This is a genomic window from Actinokineospora sp. UV203 (genome assembly GCF_056323665.1).
On sequence record NZ_CM150484.1, the window covers coordinates 553,256 to 571,686 of the forward strand.

The 18,431-nt window shown below is 65.1% G+C and carries 12 protein-coding genes, 3 rRNA genes and 1 pseudogene; 12 read left to right on the forward strand and 4 right to left on the reverse strand.

The genetic code is table 11. The annotated features are described in order from the left end of the window. Positions 1-101: 101 nt before the first annotated feature. From ACUZ2Y_RS02540 to ACUZ2Y_RS02550, 3 genes are all read left to right on the forward strand, one after another. Complete coding sequence (locus tag ACUZ2Y_RS02540; RefSeq protein WP_476326483.1) at positions 102-944, forward strand: SAM-dependent methyltransferase; 843 nt, start codon at positions 102-104, stop codon at positions 942-944. Between the two features lie 187 nt (positions 945-1,131). After that, positions 1,132-1,896 carry a hypothetical protein gene (locus ACUZ2Y_RS02545; RefSeq protein ID WP_476326484.1) on the forward strand — a complete coding sequence of 255 codons (765 nt, stop codon included), beginning with the start codon at positions 1,132-1,134 and terminating at the stop codon, positions 1,894-1,896. Further along, positions 1,878-2,057 carry a hypothetical protein gene (locus tag ACUZ2Y_RS02550; protein ID WP_476326485.1) on the forward strand — a complete coding sequence of 60 codons (180 nt, stop codon included), beginning with the start codon at positions 1,878-1,880 and terminating at the stop codon, positions 2,055-2,057. The genes ACUZ2Y_RS02545 and ACUZ2Y_RS02550 overlap by 19 nt, the downstream gene beginning before the upstream one ends. A 76-nt stretch (positions 2,058-2,133) precedes the next feature. Here the strand turns inward: ACUZ2Y_RS02550 and ACUZ2Y_RS02555 are convergent, their stop codons facing one another. After that, entirely contained in the window at positions 2,134-2,886 is a 753-nt protein-coding gene (locus ACUZ2Y_RS02555; RefSeq protein ID WP_476326486.1) for an EI24 domain-containing protein, read from the reverse strand. A gap of 63 nt (positions 2,887-2,949) precedes the next feature. Between ACUZ2Y_RS02555 and ACUZ2Y_RS02560 the strand changes: the two genes are divergently transcribed. Further along, positions 2,950-4,821, forward strand: a complete 1,872-nt coding sequence (locus ACUZ2Y_RS02560; protein ID WP_476331533.1) for an ABC transporter ATP-binding protein — start codon at positions 2,950-2,952, stop codon at positions 4,819-4,821. 186 nt (positions 4,822-5,007) lie between these two features. Here the strand turns inward: ACUZ2Y_RS02560 and ACUZ2Y_RS02565 are convergent, their stop codons facing one another. Next, positions 5,008-5,724: a S1 family peptidase gene (locus ACUZ2Y_RS02565; RefSeq protein WP_476326488.1), complete on the reverse strand. Its 717-nt coding sequence runs from the start codon at positions 5,722-5,724 to the stop codon at positions 5,008-5,010. 269 nt (positions 5,725-5,993) lie between these two features. Here ACUZ2Y_RS02565 and paaZ point away from each other — a divergent pair, with 269 nt between their 5' ends. Continuing rightward, on the forward strand, positions 5,994-8,018 hold the full coding sequence (gene paaZ / locus ACUZ2Y_RS02570) for a phenylacetic acid degradation bifunctional protein PaaZ (RefSeq protein ID WP_476326490.1): 2,025 nt from the start codon (positions 5,994-5,996) through the stop codon (positions 8,016-8,018). Between the two features lie 66 nt (positions 8,019-8,084). On the opposite strand, the gene ACUZ2Y_RS02575 is transcribed toward paaZ, so the two are convergent. Then, a complete protein-coding gene (locus tag ACUZ2Y_RS02575) occupies positions 8,085-8,657 on the reverse strand; it encodes a snapalysin family zinc-dependent metalloprotease (RefSeq protein ID WP_476326492.1) in 573 nt (190 codons plus the stop codon). Between the two features lie 706 nt (positions 8,658-9,363). On the opposite strand from ACUZ2Y_RS02575, the gene ACUZ2Y_RS02580 reads away from it, so the two are divergent. From ACUZ2Y_RS02580 to rrf, 3 genes are all read left to right on the forward strand, one after another. Next, positions 9,364-10,881 (forward strand): 16S ribosomal RNA (locus ACUZ2Y_RS02580). 370 nt (positions 10,882-11,251) lie between these two features. After that, positions 11,252-14,360: ribosomal RNA gene (locus ACUZ2Y_RS02585) — 23S ribosomal RNA — on the forward strand. A 108-nt stretch (positions 14,361-14,468) separates the two neighbouring features. Continuing rightward, a 5S ribosomal RNA gene (gene rrf, locus ACUZ2Y_RS02590) occupies positions 14,469-14,585 on the forward strand. Together the 16S, 23S and 5S rRNA genes form the textbook arrangement of a ribosomal RNA operon. Positions 14,586-14,688: 103 nt before the next feature. Here the strand turns inward: rrf and ACUZ2Y_RS02595 are convergent. Then, the gene (locus ACUZ2Y_RS02595; protein ID WP_476326493.1) at positions 14,689-15,273 is read right to left on the reverse strand and encodes a hypothetical protein; all 585 of its coding nucleotides are present in this window, start codon (positions 15,271-15,273) and stop codon (positions 14,689-14,691) included. 62 nt (positions 15,274-15,335) lie between these two features. Between ACUZ2Y_RS02595 and ACUZ2Y_RS02600 the strand changes: the two genes are divergently transcribed. The 4 genes and pseudogenes from ACUZ2Y_RS02600 (at position 15,336) to ACUZ2Y_RS02615 (ending at position 18,398) form a co-directional block, all read left to right on the forward strand. Then, positions 15,336-15,620, forward strand: coding sequence for a proline dehydrogenase family protein (locus ACUZ2Y_RS02600; RefSeq protein WP_476331536.1), 285 nt, complete (start codon positions 15,336-15,338; stop codon positions 15,618-15,620). A 132-nt stretch (positions 15,621-15,752) separates the two neighbouring features. Further along, positions 15,753-16,927, forward strand: a pseudogene (locus ACUZ2Y_RS02605) (IS3 family transposase). A 72-nt stretch (positions 16,928-16,999) separates the two neighbouring features. After that, positions 17,000-18,217 (forward strand): MFS transporter, encoded by a 1,218-nt coding sequence (locus ACUZ2Y_RS02610; RefSeq protein ID WP_476331539.1) that lies wholly within the window; start codon positions 17,000-17,002, stop codon positions 18,215-18,217. Between the two features lie 55 nt (positions 18,218-18,272). Continuing rightward, positions 18,273-18,398 carry a hypothetical protein gene (locus tag ACUZ2Y_RS02615; protein WP_476326495.1) on the forward strand — a complete coding sequence of 42 codons (126 nt, stop codon included), beginning with the start codon at positions 18,273-18,275 and terminating at the stop codon, positions 18,396-18,398. Positions 18,399-18,431: the final 33 nt, after the last annotated feature.

An 18,431-nucleotide genomic window follows, 5' to 3' on the forward strand; every position in this document is an offset into this window, starting at 1 on the left:
CCTTCGGGCGACGACAAACGGCTGATCCGGATACCCAGCGATCACGCCATGTCCTACTGTGTATACGTTCTGTTGTGCAGGCCATATCGGGGAGTCGCCGGATGCCCTCAGCCGACCGGTCGTCGTGGGACACCGTCCCGCGGCTCACACCGCTCGACTTCGAACGGCCGAACATGGCCAGGCTCACCGACGCACTGCTGGGCGGCCGTGACCATTACGCGTCCGACCGGGCCGTGATGGACCAGCTCCTGCGGATCGCCCCGGGGGCGCGCCAACTCGCCCGCGACCACCGCGACTGGATCATCCGGGTCCTGCGGCTGCTGGTCGGCGAGCGCAAGATCGACCAGTTCGTCGACCTCGGCTCCGGCATGCCCACGGTGGACAACACCCACCAGGTCGTCCAGCGGTACAACCCCGAGGCCACGGTCATCTACGTCGACAACGACCCGGTGGTGCAGGCGCACGGCCGGGCCATCCTGGAGGAGAACGACCGCACGCACGTCGCGGGCTGCGACTTCACCGAGCCCGCGAAGGCGCTGGAGCACCCCGATCTGCGGCCGCACCTCGACCTCACCCGCCCGGTCGCGCTGATGATGTGCTCGGTCATGCACCACATCCCCGACGACGCGCGGGCCGCCGAGGTCGTCCAGGCGTGGCTCGACGTCGTCCCGTCGGGGTCGTATCTGATGCTCAGCCACCAGTACGACCCGGCCGACCAGTCCGAGGCCAGCACCCTGGTGCGCACCCTGGAGAAGATGTTCGCCGACACACCGATCAGCACCACGCCCCGCACCCGCGAACAGATCCAGGCGTTTTTCCGCGGCCTCGAATACGTCCCGCCCGGCCTGGCCCACCCGCACGACTGGTGGCCGTCGGGCCCGCGCCTGCTGCCTTTGTCGGCCCTGAACTTCGCGATGCTCGGGGCGGTCGCGCGCAAGCCATAGTGGGCGTGCGCACAACTACGGCACCGGAATTCTTGAGGTCGTGACAACGTTCCGACCCATTTCCCGGCCGTTCACCCGGTCCGTTGTCGCCCCCATGACACGTGGGTAACGTACCGCCGAGTAGCCGCGCGCTGAATTGCCCGCGGGCAATTCACTTTCTCGAGTCTGGCAGGTGAGCAGCGCCCCCATGAAGCTACTTCGGTCGTTCGGTGTCGCACTCGGAGCAAGTGGCGTGGTCGGCGCGACCATGCTCGCCTCGGCCCCGCTGGAGAAGCCGGACGCGGGCTCCCAGCAGGCGGACGTGCGGGTCGTGGCGGCCATCCCGCCACCCGGGCCCGGGGACTTCAAGTCCGTGCTGCGGGTCGAGGGAATGACCAAGATCGCCAAGCTGGGCCAGGCGATGTCGATCGGCCGCGGGAAGTTCAAGGCGCTCATCAAGGCTGTCGACGGCGATGTGCCGAACCCGCTCATCGGTGAGATGTTGATGCCGCCCGCTCCGGGCTACTTCGTGGTCTTCCGGTTCATGCCGGTCACCAACAACACCTCCTTCGTCCAGGTCGGTGACGCGACCGGAAGCATCGACCTTGCCGATCTCACCGAGGCGAAGACGATCGTCAAGGTCAAGCTCAACCTGGTGATCAGCGAGGTCAAGCAGAACGGCGTGCCGCTCGACGTCGGCCCCAACTGCCACACGGTCACCCCCGTCGACATCGACCTGTCCGGGACGATCAACCTGGGCGTCAAAGCGGTGACCGAGACCCAGCCGGTCACCGAGGCGAACCGGGCGGGCACGATCGAGACGAGATACGCGATCCCGGCGTTCACCGGGTGCGGCGTGACCGAGAACCTCTCGCCGCTGATGACCGGGCTCGTGTCCGGTCCCGGCAACGAGCTGGTCACCTACTTGTACAACCTGTGCTTCGGCACCAACAGTTGCAACCCGTACTGGTAGTCGCCGCCGGACTGCCTCCGGCACAGGGTGACGACAGCTACCCGTTCGACATCGCCGACAACGGCAAGGTGGTCGGAACCTCCTGGGTGACCAGCGCGATGAGCAACCACCCCCCGCCCGTCGGCGAGAGCGACCGGGCGACGCTGCGGACGACCACCTGATTCCGCGGCGCTGAGCTGAGGGCCCGGTGTTCCGACGCGTCGGAACACCGGGTCCTCGTCACAGGGGCCGAACCGGTCAGCGAGAAGACCGCGCCAGCAGCCGGTGCGCCAGGATCGTCCCCGCCGCCATCGCGGCCGGGAACACCACCACCGCCGCCAACGGAATCAAGCACACGAGATAAACCGGCACGCTGAACCCCAGCGTCATCGCCCGGCCGCTCTTCAACGTCGCCCGGCGGGTCTTCAAATCCCGGCCGCGCCGGATGAACGGGATCGCCGTCAGCTCGACCGCCAGCAGCCACGCGCCGATCGCCACCGCGAGGACCGGGACCACCGTCTGCCCGATGACCGGGATGAACCCCATGGCGAACAGCAGGATCGCCCACATCAGCGCCCGCAGCACCAGCCGCACCGTGTCGCGCAGGCCGATCCAGGCCGCGCGCGCCCAGCCGATCGTCTCGGCCTCGGGCACGCCGCCGAGGACGGTGTCCTCCACTTCCTCGGCGATGCTCTCGTAGAACGGTCCGCCGATCGCCAGGGTCAGCCCGGCGAACAGCACCACCGACACCGCGACCGCGGCGACCACCGTGACCAGGCCCGCCGCGATCCGCACTCCCTGCTGCCAGGTCTGCGCCCAGTCGTCGGCGAACGGGGTGGCCCAGGCGACGATCTCGCCCAGGTTGATCGCGAGCAGGGTCAGCCCGGTGAACATCAACGCGCTGGTCAGCAGGACCGGAATGGCCCCGCGCAGCAGCATGGAGCGGTTGCCCAGCACGATGCGGAATCCCTGCAGGAGCAGACCGAACCCGGTCCCGAAGTCTTTGATCACCCGCGCAGTCTATTGCGCACTTGACCTCTAGATTACTTGAGGTCTTATCGTGATCACGTGGACATGCAGATGACAGCGTTTACGTCGCTATACAAGGCCATGAACGCCTCCGACGACCAGCGCGGGATCTCCCGCGACACTGTGCGGCGGATCTTCGGCTTCGCCCGGCCGCACCGCACGACGATCACCTGGTTCCTGGTGGTCAGCGTCGCGCTCTCGGCGATGGCGGTGGTGACCCCGGTGCTCGCGGGCCGGGTCGTCAACGCGATCGTCGGCAAGGCCGACAGCGGGGTGGTCATCACCCTCGCCGGGATCATCGCGGTCGTCGCGGTCCTGGAGGCGGGCCTGGGACTGGTGTCGCGGTGGCTCTCGTCGAACGTCGGCGAAGGGCTCATCCTCGACCTGCGCACCCGGGTCTTCGACCATGTCCAGCGCCAGCCCATCGCGTTCTTCACCCGCACCCGCACCGGCGCGCTGGTGAGCAGACTCAACAACGACGTGATCGGCGCCCAGCGCGCGTTCAGCGACACGCTCTCCGGGGTCGTCGGCAACCTGGTGACGCTCGCCCTGACCCTGGTGGTGATGATCGGGATCTCCTGGCAGATCACCCTGCTCGCCCTCGTGCTGCTGCCGGTGTTCGTCATCCCCGCCCGCCGGATGGGCACGCGGCTCGCGGGACTGCAGCGCGCCGCGGCCGAGCACAACGCCGCCATGAGCACCCAGATGACCGAGCGCTTCTCCGCGCCCGGCGCGACGCTGGTCAAGCTGTTCGGCAGGCCCGCCGACGAGTCACGCGAGTTCGCCGTGCGCGCGGGCCGCGTGCGCGACATCGGCGTGCGGACCGCGATGCTGCAGTGGGTCTTCCTCACCGCGCTCACCCTGGTCTCCGCCCTGGCCTTGGCCCTGGTCTACGGACTCGGCGGCGTCCTCGCCATCGGCGGCTCACTCGACCCGGGCGCCGTCGTCGCGCTCGCCCTGCTGCTCACCCGGCTCTACGCGCCCCTGACCGCGCTCGCGGGCGCGCGCGTAGAGGTGATGACCGCGTTGGTGAGCTTCGAGCGTGTCTTCGAGATCCTCGACCTCAAGCCGCTCATCTCCGACCGACCCGGCGCGCGCGAGGTGCCGGACGGCCCGGTCGCGGTGGAGTTCGACAAGGTCACCTTCTCCTACCCGGCCGCCGACAAGGTTTCCCTCGCCTCACTCGAAGAGGTCGCGACGCTCGACGCCCGCGGCGGCGTCGAGGTGCTGCACGACGTGTCGTTCCGAGCCGAACCCGGCCAGCTCATCGCGCTCGTGGGTTCCTCGGGCGCGGGCAAGTCGACCATCGCGCAGCTCACGCCCCGGCTCTACGACGTCGACGCAGGCACGATCCGGCTCTCCGGGGTCGACGTCCGAGACCTGACGGCCGACTCCATCCGGGCCACCCTCGGCATGGTCACCCAGGACGGCCACCTGTTCCACGAGTCCATCCGCTCCAACCTGCTGCTGGCCCGCCCGGAGGCGACCGAGGACCAACTGTGGGACGCGCTGCTGCGGGCGCGGCTGGACAAACTGGTGCGCTCACTGCCCGACGGCCTCGACACGGTGGTGGGGGAGCGCGGCTACCGGCTCTCCGGCGGCGAACGCCAGCGGCTCACGATCGCGCGACTGCTCCTCGCCCAGCAGCGGGTGGTCATCCTCGATGAGGCGACCGCCCACCTGGACTCGACCTCCGAGGCCGACGTGCAGGAAGCGCTCGGCGAGGCGCTTGAGGGACGGACGGCCATCGTGATCGCCCACCGCCTCTCGACCGTGCGCGCCGCCGACCTGATCCTGGTGATCGAGGACGGCCGCGTGGTCGAGCGCGGCACCCACGAGGCCCTGCTCGCGGCGGGCGGCCGCTACCAGGAGCTGTACCGCACCCAGTTCGACGAGCGCACCCCCGCCGCCGCCTGATTTCCCTTGTCACACCACTGGCTCGGCCGCGGTGACGGTTCCGGGTCTCGCGGGCACGCGACGCAGTCGTCGTGTTCGCGAGACCCGGAACCGTCACCATCACAGCGGCCGAGCCCGCGCGCCCGGAGGGCGCGCCATGTCACAGCGGCCGAGCCCGCGCGCCCGAAGGGCGCGCAATCAACACAGTCAGACGCCCGCGACGCCGCGGATCCAGCTGCGGTACGAGGTCACGTTGGTGTAGTTCGTGACCGACTGGCGGTCGCTGGTCGACGCCACGCCGACCTGCTTGCCCGAGGCGAACATCGGGCCGCCCGAGTCGCCACCGGCGGTGATGCCGTCGATGCGGGTCGCGCGAACCGCGACGCCGCCGTAGTAGTCACGCGCGTTGACGGAGCTGACGCGCACGTTGGCGTACTTCAGGTAGCGCGACTGGCAGTTGATCTCCGGCTGGTTGGTGCAGGTGGCACCCCAGCCGTAGACCTGCACGGTCTGCCCGACCGACACGTCGCTCGACGTGCCCAGCGGCGCGTAGGTCGCCGAGACGCTGCGGTCGAGGCGGGCGATCGCCAGGTCGGACCCGGAGTGCCGGGTGATCGAGACCGCGTTGGCCATGGTGCCGCCGCTGGTCTGGTCCAGGCTGCCGATCCGGAAGGAGATCGTGCCGCTGGCGACGCAGTGCTTCGCCGTGAGCACGTACTGCGGGGCGATGATCGTCGCCGAGCAGGCCTGCCTGCCGTTGGCGAACAGCCGCGCCGCCCACGGGGCGTTGGTGGCCGTGTGGCCGTCGATGATCATCGGGCTGACGGTCGGCTCCGGTTCGGGAGCCGCGACCGCGGAGGGAGCGGCGCCGAGCAGGGCCATCGCCGCGCCCGCCACGGTCAGCAGAATCTTCGTCTTGAACATTTCGAGGTTTCTCGATTCGTTTGCAGGGAGAATCGGGAACCCGATCGGTGATGATCGGGACGAACGGCAGCCCACATCGTCCGGGTGGTGACCTGGGCGGATCTCTGTCAGCAACAGGTTGATCACCGTTCGATGGTTACTTTTTCACCCGATCGCGGGCGCGACAAGTCTCTCTTTTTCCCACCGCGTTCCCACCCTCGGCGACGCATTAGCATCGGGATCGCGGGCTGGCGACGAAGCCTCCCGCCGGACTCAGGAGGTCGAACTCGATGGCGCTTCTGCGCAGCTACGTCTCAGGCCGGTGGCACACCGCCGCCTCGGACGGAGCACCCCTGCACGACGCGGTGACCGGTGCGGAGATCGCCCGGATCTCCTCCGATGGCGTCGACATGGCCGCCGCGCTCGACTACGGCAGGCGCACCGGCGGCCCCGCGCTGCGGGAACTGACCTTCCACCAGCGCGCCGCGCTGCTCAAGGTGCTGGCCTCGCACCTGTTGGAGCACAAGGACGAGCTCTACGCGCTGTCCGCGAAGACCGGCGCCACCAGCCGCGACTCCCTGGTCGACGTCGACGGCGGCATCGGCGTCCTGTTCGCCTACAGCGGCAAGGGCCGCCGGGAACTTCCCAACGCCAAGGTCTACGTCGAAGGGCCGGTCGAGCCGCTGAGCAAGGGCGGCACGTTCGTCGGCCAGCACATCGCCGCGCCGCTGCGCGGGGTCGCGGTGCAGATCAACGCGTTCAACTTCCCCGTCTGGGGCCCGCTGGAGAAGTTCGCCCCCGCGTTCGTCGCGGGCGTGCCCAGCCTGATCAAGCCCGGCAGCCAGACCGCGTACCTCACCGAGAAGCTCGTCGAGCTGATCGTGAACTCGGGCATCATCCCCGAGGGCAGCATCCAGCTCGTCTGCGGCAGCGCCGGCGACCTGCTCGACCACGTCACCGCGCAGGACCTCGTGTCCTTCACCGGCTCGGCCTCCACCGCCCTGCGCCTGCGCACCCACGACGCGGTCGTGCGCAACTCCGTGCGCTTCAACGCCGAGGCCGACTCGCTCAACTGCAGCATCCTCGGCCCCGACGCCGCCCCCGGCACCACCGAGTTCGACCTGTTCGTCAAGCAGCTCGTCGCCGAGATGACGACCAAGGCAGGCCAGAAGTGCACCGCGATCCGGCGTGCCTTCGTCCCCGCCGCCCTGCTCGACGACGTCGCCCAGGCCACCGCCGAGCGCCTGGCCAAGGTCACCATCGGCAACCCGGCCAACCCCGACGTGCGCATGGGCGCCCTCGCGGGCCTCGAACAGCGCGAAGAGGTCCGCCGCTCGCTGAAGGCGCTCCTCGACGCGGGCGACATCGTCTACGGCGACCCCGCCAAGGTCGACGTCATCGACGCCGACCCCGAACGCGGCGCCTTCATGTCCCCGGTGCTTCTGCGCGCCGACGCCGACCGCGCCGAGCCGCACGAGGTCGAGGCGTTCGGTCCGGTCAGCACCCTGATGCCGTACACGTCCACCGACCACGTCATCGACCTGGCGGCCCGCGGCCACGGCAGCCTGGTGGGCTCCATCGTCACCGCCGACGCCGACTTCGCCCGCGACATCGTGCACGGCGTCGCCCCCTGGCACGGCCGCCTCCTGGTCCTCGACGCCGAGGACGCCAAGGAGTCCACCGGCCACGGCTCCCCGCTGCCCGGCCTCATCCACGGCGGCCCCGGCCGGGCGGGCGGCGGCGAGGAGATGGGCGGCATCCGCGGCGTCCTGCACCACCTGCAGCGCACCGCCGTGCAGGGGAGTCCCCGAATGCTGGCCGAGATCACCGGCCAGTGGGTCGCGGGCGCGCCCCGGCGCACCGATGACGTCCACCCGTTCCGCAAGTCCCTGGCCGACCTGCGCGTCGGCGACTCGATCGTCGCGGGTCCGCGCACGGTGACCCAGGCCGACATCGACCACTTCTCCGAGTTCACCGGGGACACCTTCTACGCCCACACCGACCCGGTGGCGGCGGCCGCGAACGAGTTCTTCGGCGGCATCGTCGCCCACGGCTACCTCATCGTGTCGTTCGCCGCCGGCCTGTTCGTCTCCCCGGAGCCCGGCCCGGTCCTGGCCAACTACGGCCTGGAGAACCTCAGGTTCCTCACGCCCGTCTTCCCCGGCGACGAGCTGACGGTCACCCTGACCGCCAAGCAGATCACCCCGCGGGAGAACGCCGAATACGGCGAGGTCCGCTGGGACGCCGACGTCACCAAGCAGGGCGGCGAGTCGGTCGCCAAGTACGACGTCCTCACCCTGGTCGCCAAGCAGTAGGCACGATCGAGAAACAGGGGCGGTGTCCACCAGGACACCGCCCCTGTCACGTTCCCGGTAGCCCCGCTACGCGGCGTCCACCAAGATGATCTCCCGCGCGGGGGCCTGGGTCAGCGCCGTCGCGTAGTTGCGCTGCACCTGGGCCGCCTCCGTGGAACTCGGCTTGGCATTGGCGCAGGATGTGGGAGCGGAACTCCCGGACATCAGGTCCGAGCACAGCCCGGTCCGCCGGTCCGGCAGTCCGAGGATGTGCCCGAACTCGTGCGCGGCGATCCGGATCGCGTTGTACCCCTGTTGGGTCGCCTGACGACCCATCCACACCGTCCCGCTCCCGCCGGGGCGAACCGGCCCCAGCGTGGCCCGGGGCCAGTTGTTGTCCGCGATGACCCGCACGTTGGCGCGCGTGCCCGCCGCCGCCTTCACGATGCGGATGTTGGTGACCGACTGGTTCCAGATGGCGACGCCCTGGGCGACCGCGTCCTTGAACTCGGCGGCGTAGCTGTCGTCGTAGGTGATGGTGACCGCGGCCACCGCTGCCGGAGCGGTGGCGGGCGCGGCGGTGGCGGGCGCGGCGCCCAGGACCACCGCGGCACCGACCGCGGCGTTGGCCGCGACCAGGGCGATTGTTCGTCGGAACATGCAGGGACTCCTGTCGAGTATTGGCCCGCCGAGTGGGCGGGCCGAGGCCTGGACCGGGTGCGCAGGACCGGTCGGCCGCAGGGACGGCGGCGAGATCGATCGCCGCCGCTTCCCAACCTAGGAGCGTCTCCACCAGCCGCAATACGGCTAACGGGTGGCGCCTGGTCGCGGTGAGTACCCGGGGACTGGGCCAACTCAGTCAGAAAGTGACCGCGATCACAAACACTTCATTCACGGAGTTGGCGACGAGTCCACAGTGGACACAATCGGTGCGCGCAGGGCGGATGATCAGCGGGAACGCGTCCGAGCGGCCGATCCGGCGGGGGAGCGGCGGCTCGCGCGCCCGCGCTCGGCGGCCGATCCGCGACGTCGGCCGGATCCGTTGCCGCGCAAGGGAAACACGGTTGACGGAACACCGTGCGACGGCCTATGTGACCCCCGATTTGATCCCCCGTTAGGCACCGTGTAACTTTATCCAAGTCAGCGCGGAACGGGCCGGACAAACCGGAACGAGCGAGGGCCAACAAAGCCTCTAGAAGAAGCCCCGATAGACTGTGGCCGAATCAGATGTGCGTGTGTTGTTTGAGAACTCAACAGTGTGCCGATTTAAGCCAGTAGAGCTTAAATATAGAACCCCTTTAGTGGGTTCCTTTGAGATGAATTGATGCCAGTTTTGGTGTCTTTTTGTCAGGTTGTCAAACATTCATTATTGGAGAGTTTGATCCTGGCTCAGGACGAACGCTGGCGGCGTGCTTAACACATGCAAGTCGAGCGGTAAGGCCCTTCGGGGTACACGAGCGGCGAACGGGTGAGTAACACGTGGGTAATCTGCCCTGCACTCTGGGATAAGCCCGGGAAACTGGGTCTAATACCGGATATGACCACTTCACGCATGTGTTGTGGTGGAAAGTTCCGGCGGTGCAGGATGAACCCGCGGCCTATCAGCTTGTTGGTGGGGTAATGGCCTACCAAGGCGACGACGGGTAGCCGGCCTGAGAGGGCGACCGGCCACACTGGGACTGAGACACGGCCCAGACTCCTACGGGAGGCAGCAGTGGGGAATATTGCACAATGGGCGAAAGCCTGATGCAGCGACGCCGCGTGAGGGATGACGGCCTTCGGGTTGTAAACCTCTTTCAGCAGGGACGAAGCGCAAGTGACGGTACCTGCAGAAGAAGCACCGGCTAACTACGTGCCAGCAGCCGCGGTAATACGTAGGGTGCGAGCGTTGTCCGGAATTATTGGGCGTAAAGAGCTCGTAGGCGGTTTGTTGCGTCGGCCGTGAAAACCTGGGGCTTAACCCTGGGCCTGCGGTCGATACGGGCAGACTTGAGTTCGGTAGGGGAGACTGGAATTCCTGGTGTAGCGGTGAAATGCGCAGATATCAGGAGGAACACCGGTGGCGAAGGCGGGTCTCTGGGCCGATACTGACGCTGAGGAGCGAAAGCGTGGGGAGCGAACAGGATTAGATACCCTGGTAGTCCACGCCGTAAACGGTGGGTGCTAGGTGTGGGGAACATTCCACGTTCTCCGTGCCGTAGCTAACGCATTAAGCACCCCGCCTGGGGAGTACGGCCGCAAGGCTAAAACTCAAAGGAATTGACGGGGGCCCGCACAAGCGGCGGAGCATGTGGATTAATTCGATGCAACGCGAAGAACCTTACCTAGGCTTGACATGGACCGGAAACCTGCAGAGATGTAGGCCCCCTTGTGGTCGGTTCACAGGTGGTGCATGGCTGTCGTCAGCTCGTGTCGTGAGATGTTGGGTTAAGTCCCGCAACGAGCGCAACCCTCGTTCTATGTTGCCAGCGCGTAATGGCGGGGACTCATAGGAGACTGCCGGGGTCAACTCGGAGGAAGGTGGGGATGACGTCAAGTCATCATGCCCCTTATGTCTAGGGCTTCACACATGCTACAATGGCCGGTACAGAGGGCTGCGAGACCGCGAGGTGGAGCGAATCCCTTAAAGCCGGTCTCAGTTCGGATCGGGGTCTGCAACTCGACCCCGTGAAGTCGGAGTCGCTAGTAATCGCAGATCAGCAACGCTGCGGTGAATACGTTCCCGGGCCTTGTACACACCGCCCGTCACGTCACGAAAGTCGGTAACACCCGAAGCCCATGGCCCAACTGCTTGCAGAGGGAGTGGTCGAAGGTGGGACTGGCGATTGGGACGAAGTCGTAACAAGGTAGCCGTACCGGAAGGTGCGGCTGGATCACCTCCTTTCTAAGGAGCATCTGACCCGCGGACCACTTGTGGTTCGTGTGGGAGGGCCATGCTGCCAGCGAATGCCTGGTGGGTGGTTGCTCATTCGCTGTGGAACTACTGGACGAGCTGAGACTCGCGGCGCCGGTCATCCGGTTAGTACTGCACATCCGTAAGGGTGCGCGTGGAACGCTGAGGACCGGGGTTGTGGAGTGGATGTGTGTCGGCACACTGTTGGGTCCTGAGACAACACCCGTTGTGGGGTTGTCCTCTGGTCAGGGCCACCGCAAAGAACAAACCGTGGAAGCGGAAGCTTCGGTAGGTGTTCTTGAGATTGTGGTGGGTTTCTGGTTGGTGTTTGAGAACTGCACAGTGGATGCGAGCATCTTTGTAGCAAGATATTAAGGGCATACGGTGGATGTCTAGGCATCAGGAGCCGATGAAGGACGTAGGAGGCTGCGATAAGCCTCGGGGAGCTGTCAACCGAGCTGAGATCCGAGGATGTCCGAATGGGGAAACCCGGCATCAGTCATGTGGTGTCACCCGCACCTGAATCTATAGGGTGTGTGGAGGGAACGCGGGGAAGTGAAACATCTCAGTACCCGTAGGAAGAGAAAACAACCGTGATTCCGTGAGTAGTGGCGAGCGAAAGCGGATGAGGCTAAACCGGATACGTGTGATACCCGGCAGGGGTTGCGTGTTCGGGGTCGTGGGACCTTTCTAACAGATCTGCCGGTCTGTTGAGGAGTTAGAAAACACTTGGGTTAGTGGAACGTTGCTGGAAAGCGCGACCGTAGAGGGTGAGAGTCCCGTACGTGAAAACCCGGTGTCTCCTGAGAGTGTTCCCAAGTAGCAGCGAGCTCGTGAAATTTGCTGTGAATCTGGCGGGACCACCCGCTAAGCCTAAATACTTCCTGATGACCGATAGCGGACTAGTACCGTGAGGGAAAGATGAAAAGTACCCCGGGAGGGGAGTGAAAGAGTACCTGAAACCGTGTGCCTACAAGCCGTCAGAGCCTTTCGGGGTGATGGCGTGCCTTTTGAAGAATGAGCCTGCGAGTTAGTGCTGCGTGGCGAGGTTAACCCGTGTGGGGTAGCCGTAGCGAAAGCGAGTCTGAATAGGGCGCTTGAGTCGCGTGGTCTAGACCCGAAGCGGAGTGATCTACCCATGGCCAGGGTGAAGCGACGGTAAGACGTCGTGGAGGCCCGAACCCACTTAGGTTGAAAACTGAGGGGATGAGCTGTGGGTAGGGGTGAAAGGCCAATCAAACTCCGTGATAGCTGGTTCTCCCCGAAATGCATTTAGGTGCAGCGTCGCATGTTTCACGCCGGGGGTAGAGCACTGGATGGTCTAGGGGGCCTACAAGCTTACCGAAATCAACCAAACTCCGAATACCGGTGTGTTAGAGTGCGGCAGTGAGACTGCGGGCGATAAGGTTCGTAGTCGAGAGGGAAACAGCCCAGAACACCAGCTAAGGCCCCTAAGTGTGTGCTAAGTGGGAAAGGATGTGGGGTCGCCCAGACAACCAGGAGGTTGGCTTAGAAGCAGCCACCCTTGAAAGAGTGCGTAATAGCTCACTGGTCAAGTGGTCCTGCGCCGACAATGTAGCGGGGCTTAAGCACACCGCCGAAGCTGTGTCATTCACACAATACATCCACCGTGTCTTTCGGGATTCGGTGCAGTGGTGTGGATGGGTAGGGGAGCGTCGTGCAGCCATGGAAGCGCCGGAGTGATCCAGGTGTGGAGGCTGTGCGAGTGAGAATGCAGGCATGAGTAGCGAAAGAAGAGTGAGAAACTCTTCCGCCGGATGACCAAGGGTTCCTGGGCCAGGCTAATCCGCCCAGGGTAAGTCGGGACCTAAGGCGAGGCCGACAGGCGTAGTCGATGGACAACGGGTTGATATTCCCGTACCCGTGTGGACGCGTCCCTGGTGAGCTCGGTGATACTAACCGCCCAAAGCGAGTCTGGTCTTCGGACCGGGTGAGTGGAGCGCGGGACCTGATCCGGTAGTAGCCAAACGATGGGGTGACGCAGGAGGGTAGCTCCGCCAGCAGTTGGTGTCTGGTGTAAGCGTGTAGGCCGGTTGATAGGCAAATCCGTCAACCGTTAAGGCTGAGACGTGATGCATAGCCGAATGAGGCGAAGTAGAGTGATCCCATGCTGCCGAGAAAAGCCTCTAGTGAGTTTCCACGCGGCCCGTACCCCAAACCGACACAGGTGGTCAGGTAGAGAATACCAAGGCGATCGGGTGAACTATGGTTAAGGAACTCGGCAAAATGCCCCCGTAACTTCGGGAGAAGGGGGGCCACAGCGCTTGAAGCCTCTTGCAGGCTAGGGCGAGGTGGCCGCAGAGACCAGCGAGAAGCGACTGTTTACTAAAAACACAGGTCCGTGCGAAGTCGCAAGACGATGTATACGGACTGACGCCTGCCCGGTGCTGGAACGTTAAGAGGACCGGTTAGTCCTTCGGGGCGAAGCTGAGAATTTAAGCGCCAGTAAACGGCGGTGGTAACTATAACCATCCTAAGGTAGCGAAATTCCTTGTCGGGTAAGTTCCGACCTGCACGAATGGCGTAACGACTTCTCGACTGTCTCAACCATAGGCCCGGCGAAATTGCACTACGAGTAAAGATGCTCGTTACGCGCGGCAGGACGGAAAGACCCCGGGACCTTTACTATAGCTTGGTATTGGTGCTTGGTTCGGTTTGTGTAGGATAGGTGGGAGACTGTGAAGCCCTCACGCCAGTGTGGGTGGAGTCAATCTTGAAATACCACTCTGATCGTACTGAGTGTCTAACTTCGGACCGTGATCCGGTTCAGGGACAGTGCCTGGTGGGTAGTTTAACTGGGGCGGTTGCCTCCCAAAGGGTAACGGAGGCGCCCAAAGGTTCCCTCAGCCTGGTTGGCAATCAGGTGTCGAGTGCAAGTGCACAAGGGAGCTTGACTGTGAGACTGACAGGTCGAGCAGGGACGAAAGTCGGGACTAGTGATCCGGCGCTGGCTGGTGGAAGCGGCGTCGCTCAACGGATAAAAGGTACCCCGGGGATAACAGGCTGATCTTGCCCAAGAGTCCATATCGACGGCATGGTTTGGCACCTCGATGTCGGCTCGTCGCATCCTGGGGCTGGAGTAGGTCCCAAGGGTTGGGCTGTTCGCCCATTAAAGCGGTACGCGAGCTGGGTTTAGAACGTCGTGAGACAGTTCGGTCCCTATCCGCCGCGCGCGCAGGAGACTTGAGGAAGGCTGTCCCTAGTACGAGAGGACCGGGACGGACGAACCTCTGGTGTGCCAGTTGTCCCGCCAGGGGCATGGCTGGTTGGCTACGTTCGGAAGGGATAACCGCTGAAGGCATCTAAGCGGGAAGCCTGTTCCAAGATGAGGTCTCCCACCCCCTTTGAGGGGTTAAGGCCCCCAGCAGACCACTGGGTTGATAGGCCGGAAATGGAAGCCCAGTAATGGGTGGAGTTGACCGGTACTAATAGGCCGAGGGCTTGCTACAAACATGCTACGCATCCACTGTGCGGTGTCTGAGACACCAACCACCCCACCACCACAACACCTACGTGTGTTCTGGGTTGGTGGGTTGAGGTTGACAGTTTCATAGAGTTACGGCGGTCATAGCGGCAGGGAAACGCCCGGTCCCATCCCGAACCCGGAAGCTAAGCCTGCCAGCGCCGATGGTACTGCACTCGTGAGGGTGTGGGAGAGTAGGACGCCGCCGGACAAAAGTTGCAGGGTGCCCCTGTATTCGCAGAACACGCGAATACAGGGGCACTTTTGCGTTCGTTTCTGGGGGGCGACCCCCAATGCCACTTAGCTTGAGTTGATCATGCTGCTGTGGTGTGGCTGGTGAGGGTGACTGTGGGTGGACCGGCATGTCGAACACCCAGGTCGGTGGCTTGTTTGCCGCGGTAGTGGCTGTGTCGGGCGCGTTTGATCACGCGCGGGTAGGTGCGGTGTCGGCGTGGTGGGTTCAGGTTTCTTCTGGCGGTGATGTCGGTGATGACCGCGGTGAGTGCTTGGTCGACCCGCTCAGGGGGAAAGGCCGCCAGGTCGGTGACCTGGCGGCGTGTGATGCGCACCGTGCGCAGGAATTTGACCCGGTCAGGGTCGATGTCGGCTTCGGTGGCGGCCCGGCAGATCAGGGCGCTGAGCGCGTAGTGGGTCAGGAGGTAGCCGTAGATTTCCTGACGGACCATGTCCGGGCTACCCGAACGCAACACCCGCCCGGGGCCGCGGAGATGGGTTTTGAGCTGATTGTTCCCGGGTTCGTGTTCCCAGCGTTGCTGATAGGCCGCCGCCAGTGCGGCGCCCGGTGCGGCGGTGGCGGCGCTGATTGTGGTGACCAGCCGGATCGGTTCCTCGTCACGGCGGTCGGTGGCGCCGGGCCGGTCGGGAATGGTGTATTCCACCACCCTGACGGTCACCGGCCCGGTCGGGATCGAGTGCCTCACCGGCCGCCGCGGCCGCGACAATCCGGGCGCGGGTCTGCCCGATGATCGCCACGCACGACCCGCACATGGTGTCCGTCGCCAAACAAGCGTTCGCCGGATCAGGTCGCAGCAACTCCGACTGGGAGCTGCAGATGCTGTACGGCGTGCGCGGCGACCTACAGCGCCAGAACGCGCTCGACGGCTACCAGGTTCGGGTCTACATCCCCTTCGGGACCGACTGGTACGCCTACTTCATGCGCCGCCTCGCCGAACGCCCAGCCAACGTGGCGTTCTTCCTGCGCGCCCTCGCGCACCGCGCCGCCTGATCACCCGAAAGAACACCCATGGACGCCATGACCACCACTCCGGTTCCCATCTGTCAGCGCTCATGATTTGAGGAGCCCCTGAGTTTCCGGACAGCTGACCTATTAAGGTCGGTCTGTACGGAAGGATGATCGATGGCAGAGAAGCGCAGGAAGTTCTCGTCCGAGTTTCGGGATGAGGCCGTGAAGATGGTGGTCAATTCACAGCCACCTCGTCCGGTCGCTCAGGTGGCGCGGGAACTCGGCGTAAATGAGGGCACCTTGGCGAATTGGGTTGCCCAGTACCGGCGGAAGCATCCGGTCGACGAGGAGCCTTTGACCGTGAGCGAACGCGCTCGGTTGCGTGAACTCGAACGCGAGAACTAGGAGCTGCGGATGCGTACCGAGTTCCTGGGAAAAGCGGCGGCCTTCTTCGCCCAGGAATATCGGTGACCTCGAAGTACGAGTTCATCGACGGCGAGAAGGACAGCTATCCGATCAGCAGGATGTGTGCCTGGATGTCGGTTTCCCGCGCGGGATTCTACGAATGGAGAAATCGCCCCGAAAGCGCGACCTCGACGCGCAGGCGAGCCCTGCAAGACATGATCACCGCGGTGTTCGACGCGAACCACCATGTCTACGGGCACCGCCGGGTGCACGCCGTCCTGGCCCGCTCCGGCGTCCAGGTCAGCCAGGAGCTGGTGCGGGCGTTGATGCGCGAGTCGGGGCTGGTCACCAGGCAGCCGAAGCCGTGGCGGCCGTCCACTACCGAGGCCGGCACCGGCCAACGGATCCCCGACCTGGTCGCACGGGACTTCACCGCCGACGCGCCGGGAACGAAGCTGGTCGGCGACATCACGTATATCGCGACCGGCGAGGGGTTTCTCTATCTGGCGACGGTGATCGACTGCTACTCGAAAATGATCGTCGGATGGTCCATGGGCGATCACTACCGGACATCGCTGATCCGGGCCGCGCTCGATAATGCCGCCGTCACGATCACCATCGAGCGTGACTGCATTTTCCACTCCGACCGGGGTTCCAATTACACCTCTTACGACTACGCCGCCCATCTCACCGCCTTGGGAATGCGTCAATCGGTCGGCAGGACCGGTGTCTGCTGGGACAATGCGATGGCCGAATCGTTCTTCTCCGCACTGAAGAACGAATGGCTGCACCACATGACATTCGCCACACGAGCCGAAGCGCGCCAGGCCGTTGTCGCATACGTCGAAGGGTTCTACAATCGGACCCGACTCCACTCCGCAATCGGATACCGGACGCCACTTGAGGTCCACAACGATTTCCTCAATACCCAGCTCGCAGCATAGGAATCTCACCGACGAGCTGTCCGGAGAACGCGGGGCCCCTCAATTTCACTTTGGTGCGACAAGGACTTCCGTCTGCTGTGGTCGGGTCAAACTCTCAGTGACCTCGGGTCCGCGACAACGGTGCTGGTACTGCCGCTGATCGCGGTCACCGCGCTGCACGCGTCCACGTTCCAGGTCGGGCTGCTGGCGGCATCCGGCACCGTCGCGTGGTTCCTGATGCCGCTACCGGCGGGCGTACTGGTGGACCGAGTGGCGAAGCGTCGGTTGATGATCGCCTGCGACCTGGTCAGAACTGTTGTGGCACTGGCGATCCCGGTCGCGGCCGGGTTGGGCTCGTTGACCATGACGCATGTTGTCGTCGCCGCGTTCCTGCTGGGTGTCTTCGCGGTGCTGTTCGAAGTCGCCTGGCAGAGCTACGTTCCGGAACTCCTGCCGCCTGATCGGCTCATCGAGGGCAACGGGCGGATCGCCGCGACCAACGCGGTCGCCGCCGTGCTCGGACCCGGCCTCGCCGGATCGGCGGTGCTCGTCCTCTCCGCGGAGAGCGTGCTGGTGGTGGACGCCGCGTCGTTCGCGGTCAGCGCGGTCACCCTGGCGTTGATCGGCGCCCCGGATCGTCTGCGCCCCGCTGTCCACGGATCCGATGCCGGACCGGGCTTCCGGCACCAGATCACGGACGGGGTCCGGTTCGTCGTCCGGCACCCGATCCTGCGCCGGGTCGTCGCCTGCGGCGCGACAGCCAACCTCTTCGACGCGATCACGGCGTCGATGGTCGTGCTATACCTGGTCCGCGAGCTGGCGGTGTCCACCGCGCTGGCCGGACTCGTGATCGGCATCGGTGGGGCGGGCGGGGTCCTAGGCGCGATCATGGCGATGCCACTGGCTAGGCGCATCGGCACCGCCCGTGTGCTCTGGGCGGGCAAGCTCGCCGTCGGCGGGCTTGCCCTGCTCGTCCCGCTGGCAGGCTCGGGCACCGGGGTAGCCCTCATCTCCATCGGCTTGTTCGCCAACAGTTTCTCGGTCGTGCTCTACAACGTCGTGCAGATCACCTACCGCCAATCGGTGTGCCCGCCGGAGATGCGCGGACGGATGAACGCCTGCGTCAGATGGATCATCCGAAGCGTCATCCCGGTCGGTGCCCTGCTCGGCGGGATACTCGGCGAAGCCATCGGTGTGCGCGGCACACTCGCGGTGTCGGTCGTCGGCGCCTGGCTTGCCGTGGCCTGGATCGTCTTCTCACCGTTGCGGTCCATGCGCGACCTACCGGAGCCGATCACCGAGAACCTCTGACCTCCACCGGGTAGGGGCTCTGCCCAAGATCGGGTAGACCGACACGGGTGGGGGTGTGGGTGATTCCCGGCTCGAGCACTGGCGTGTGTGCGCGGGTCTTGAGCCGCTGTGCGGCGACGCGGTGAACGCCGTGGCGGTGGTGCTCGACCGGGTCGAGTGCCGCCGCGAGCGGGACGGCTAGCGGCGCTTGGCGGCAGGGGTGACCAGCCGGACA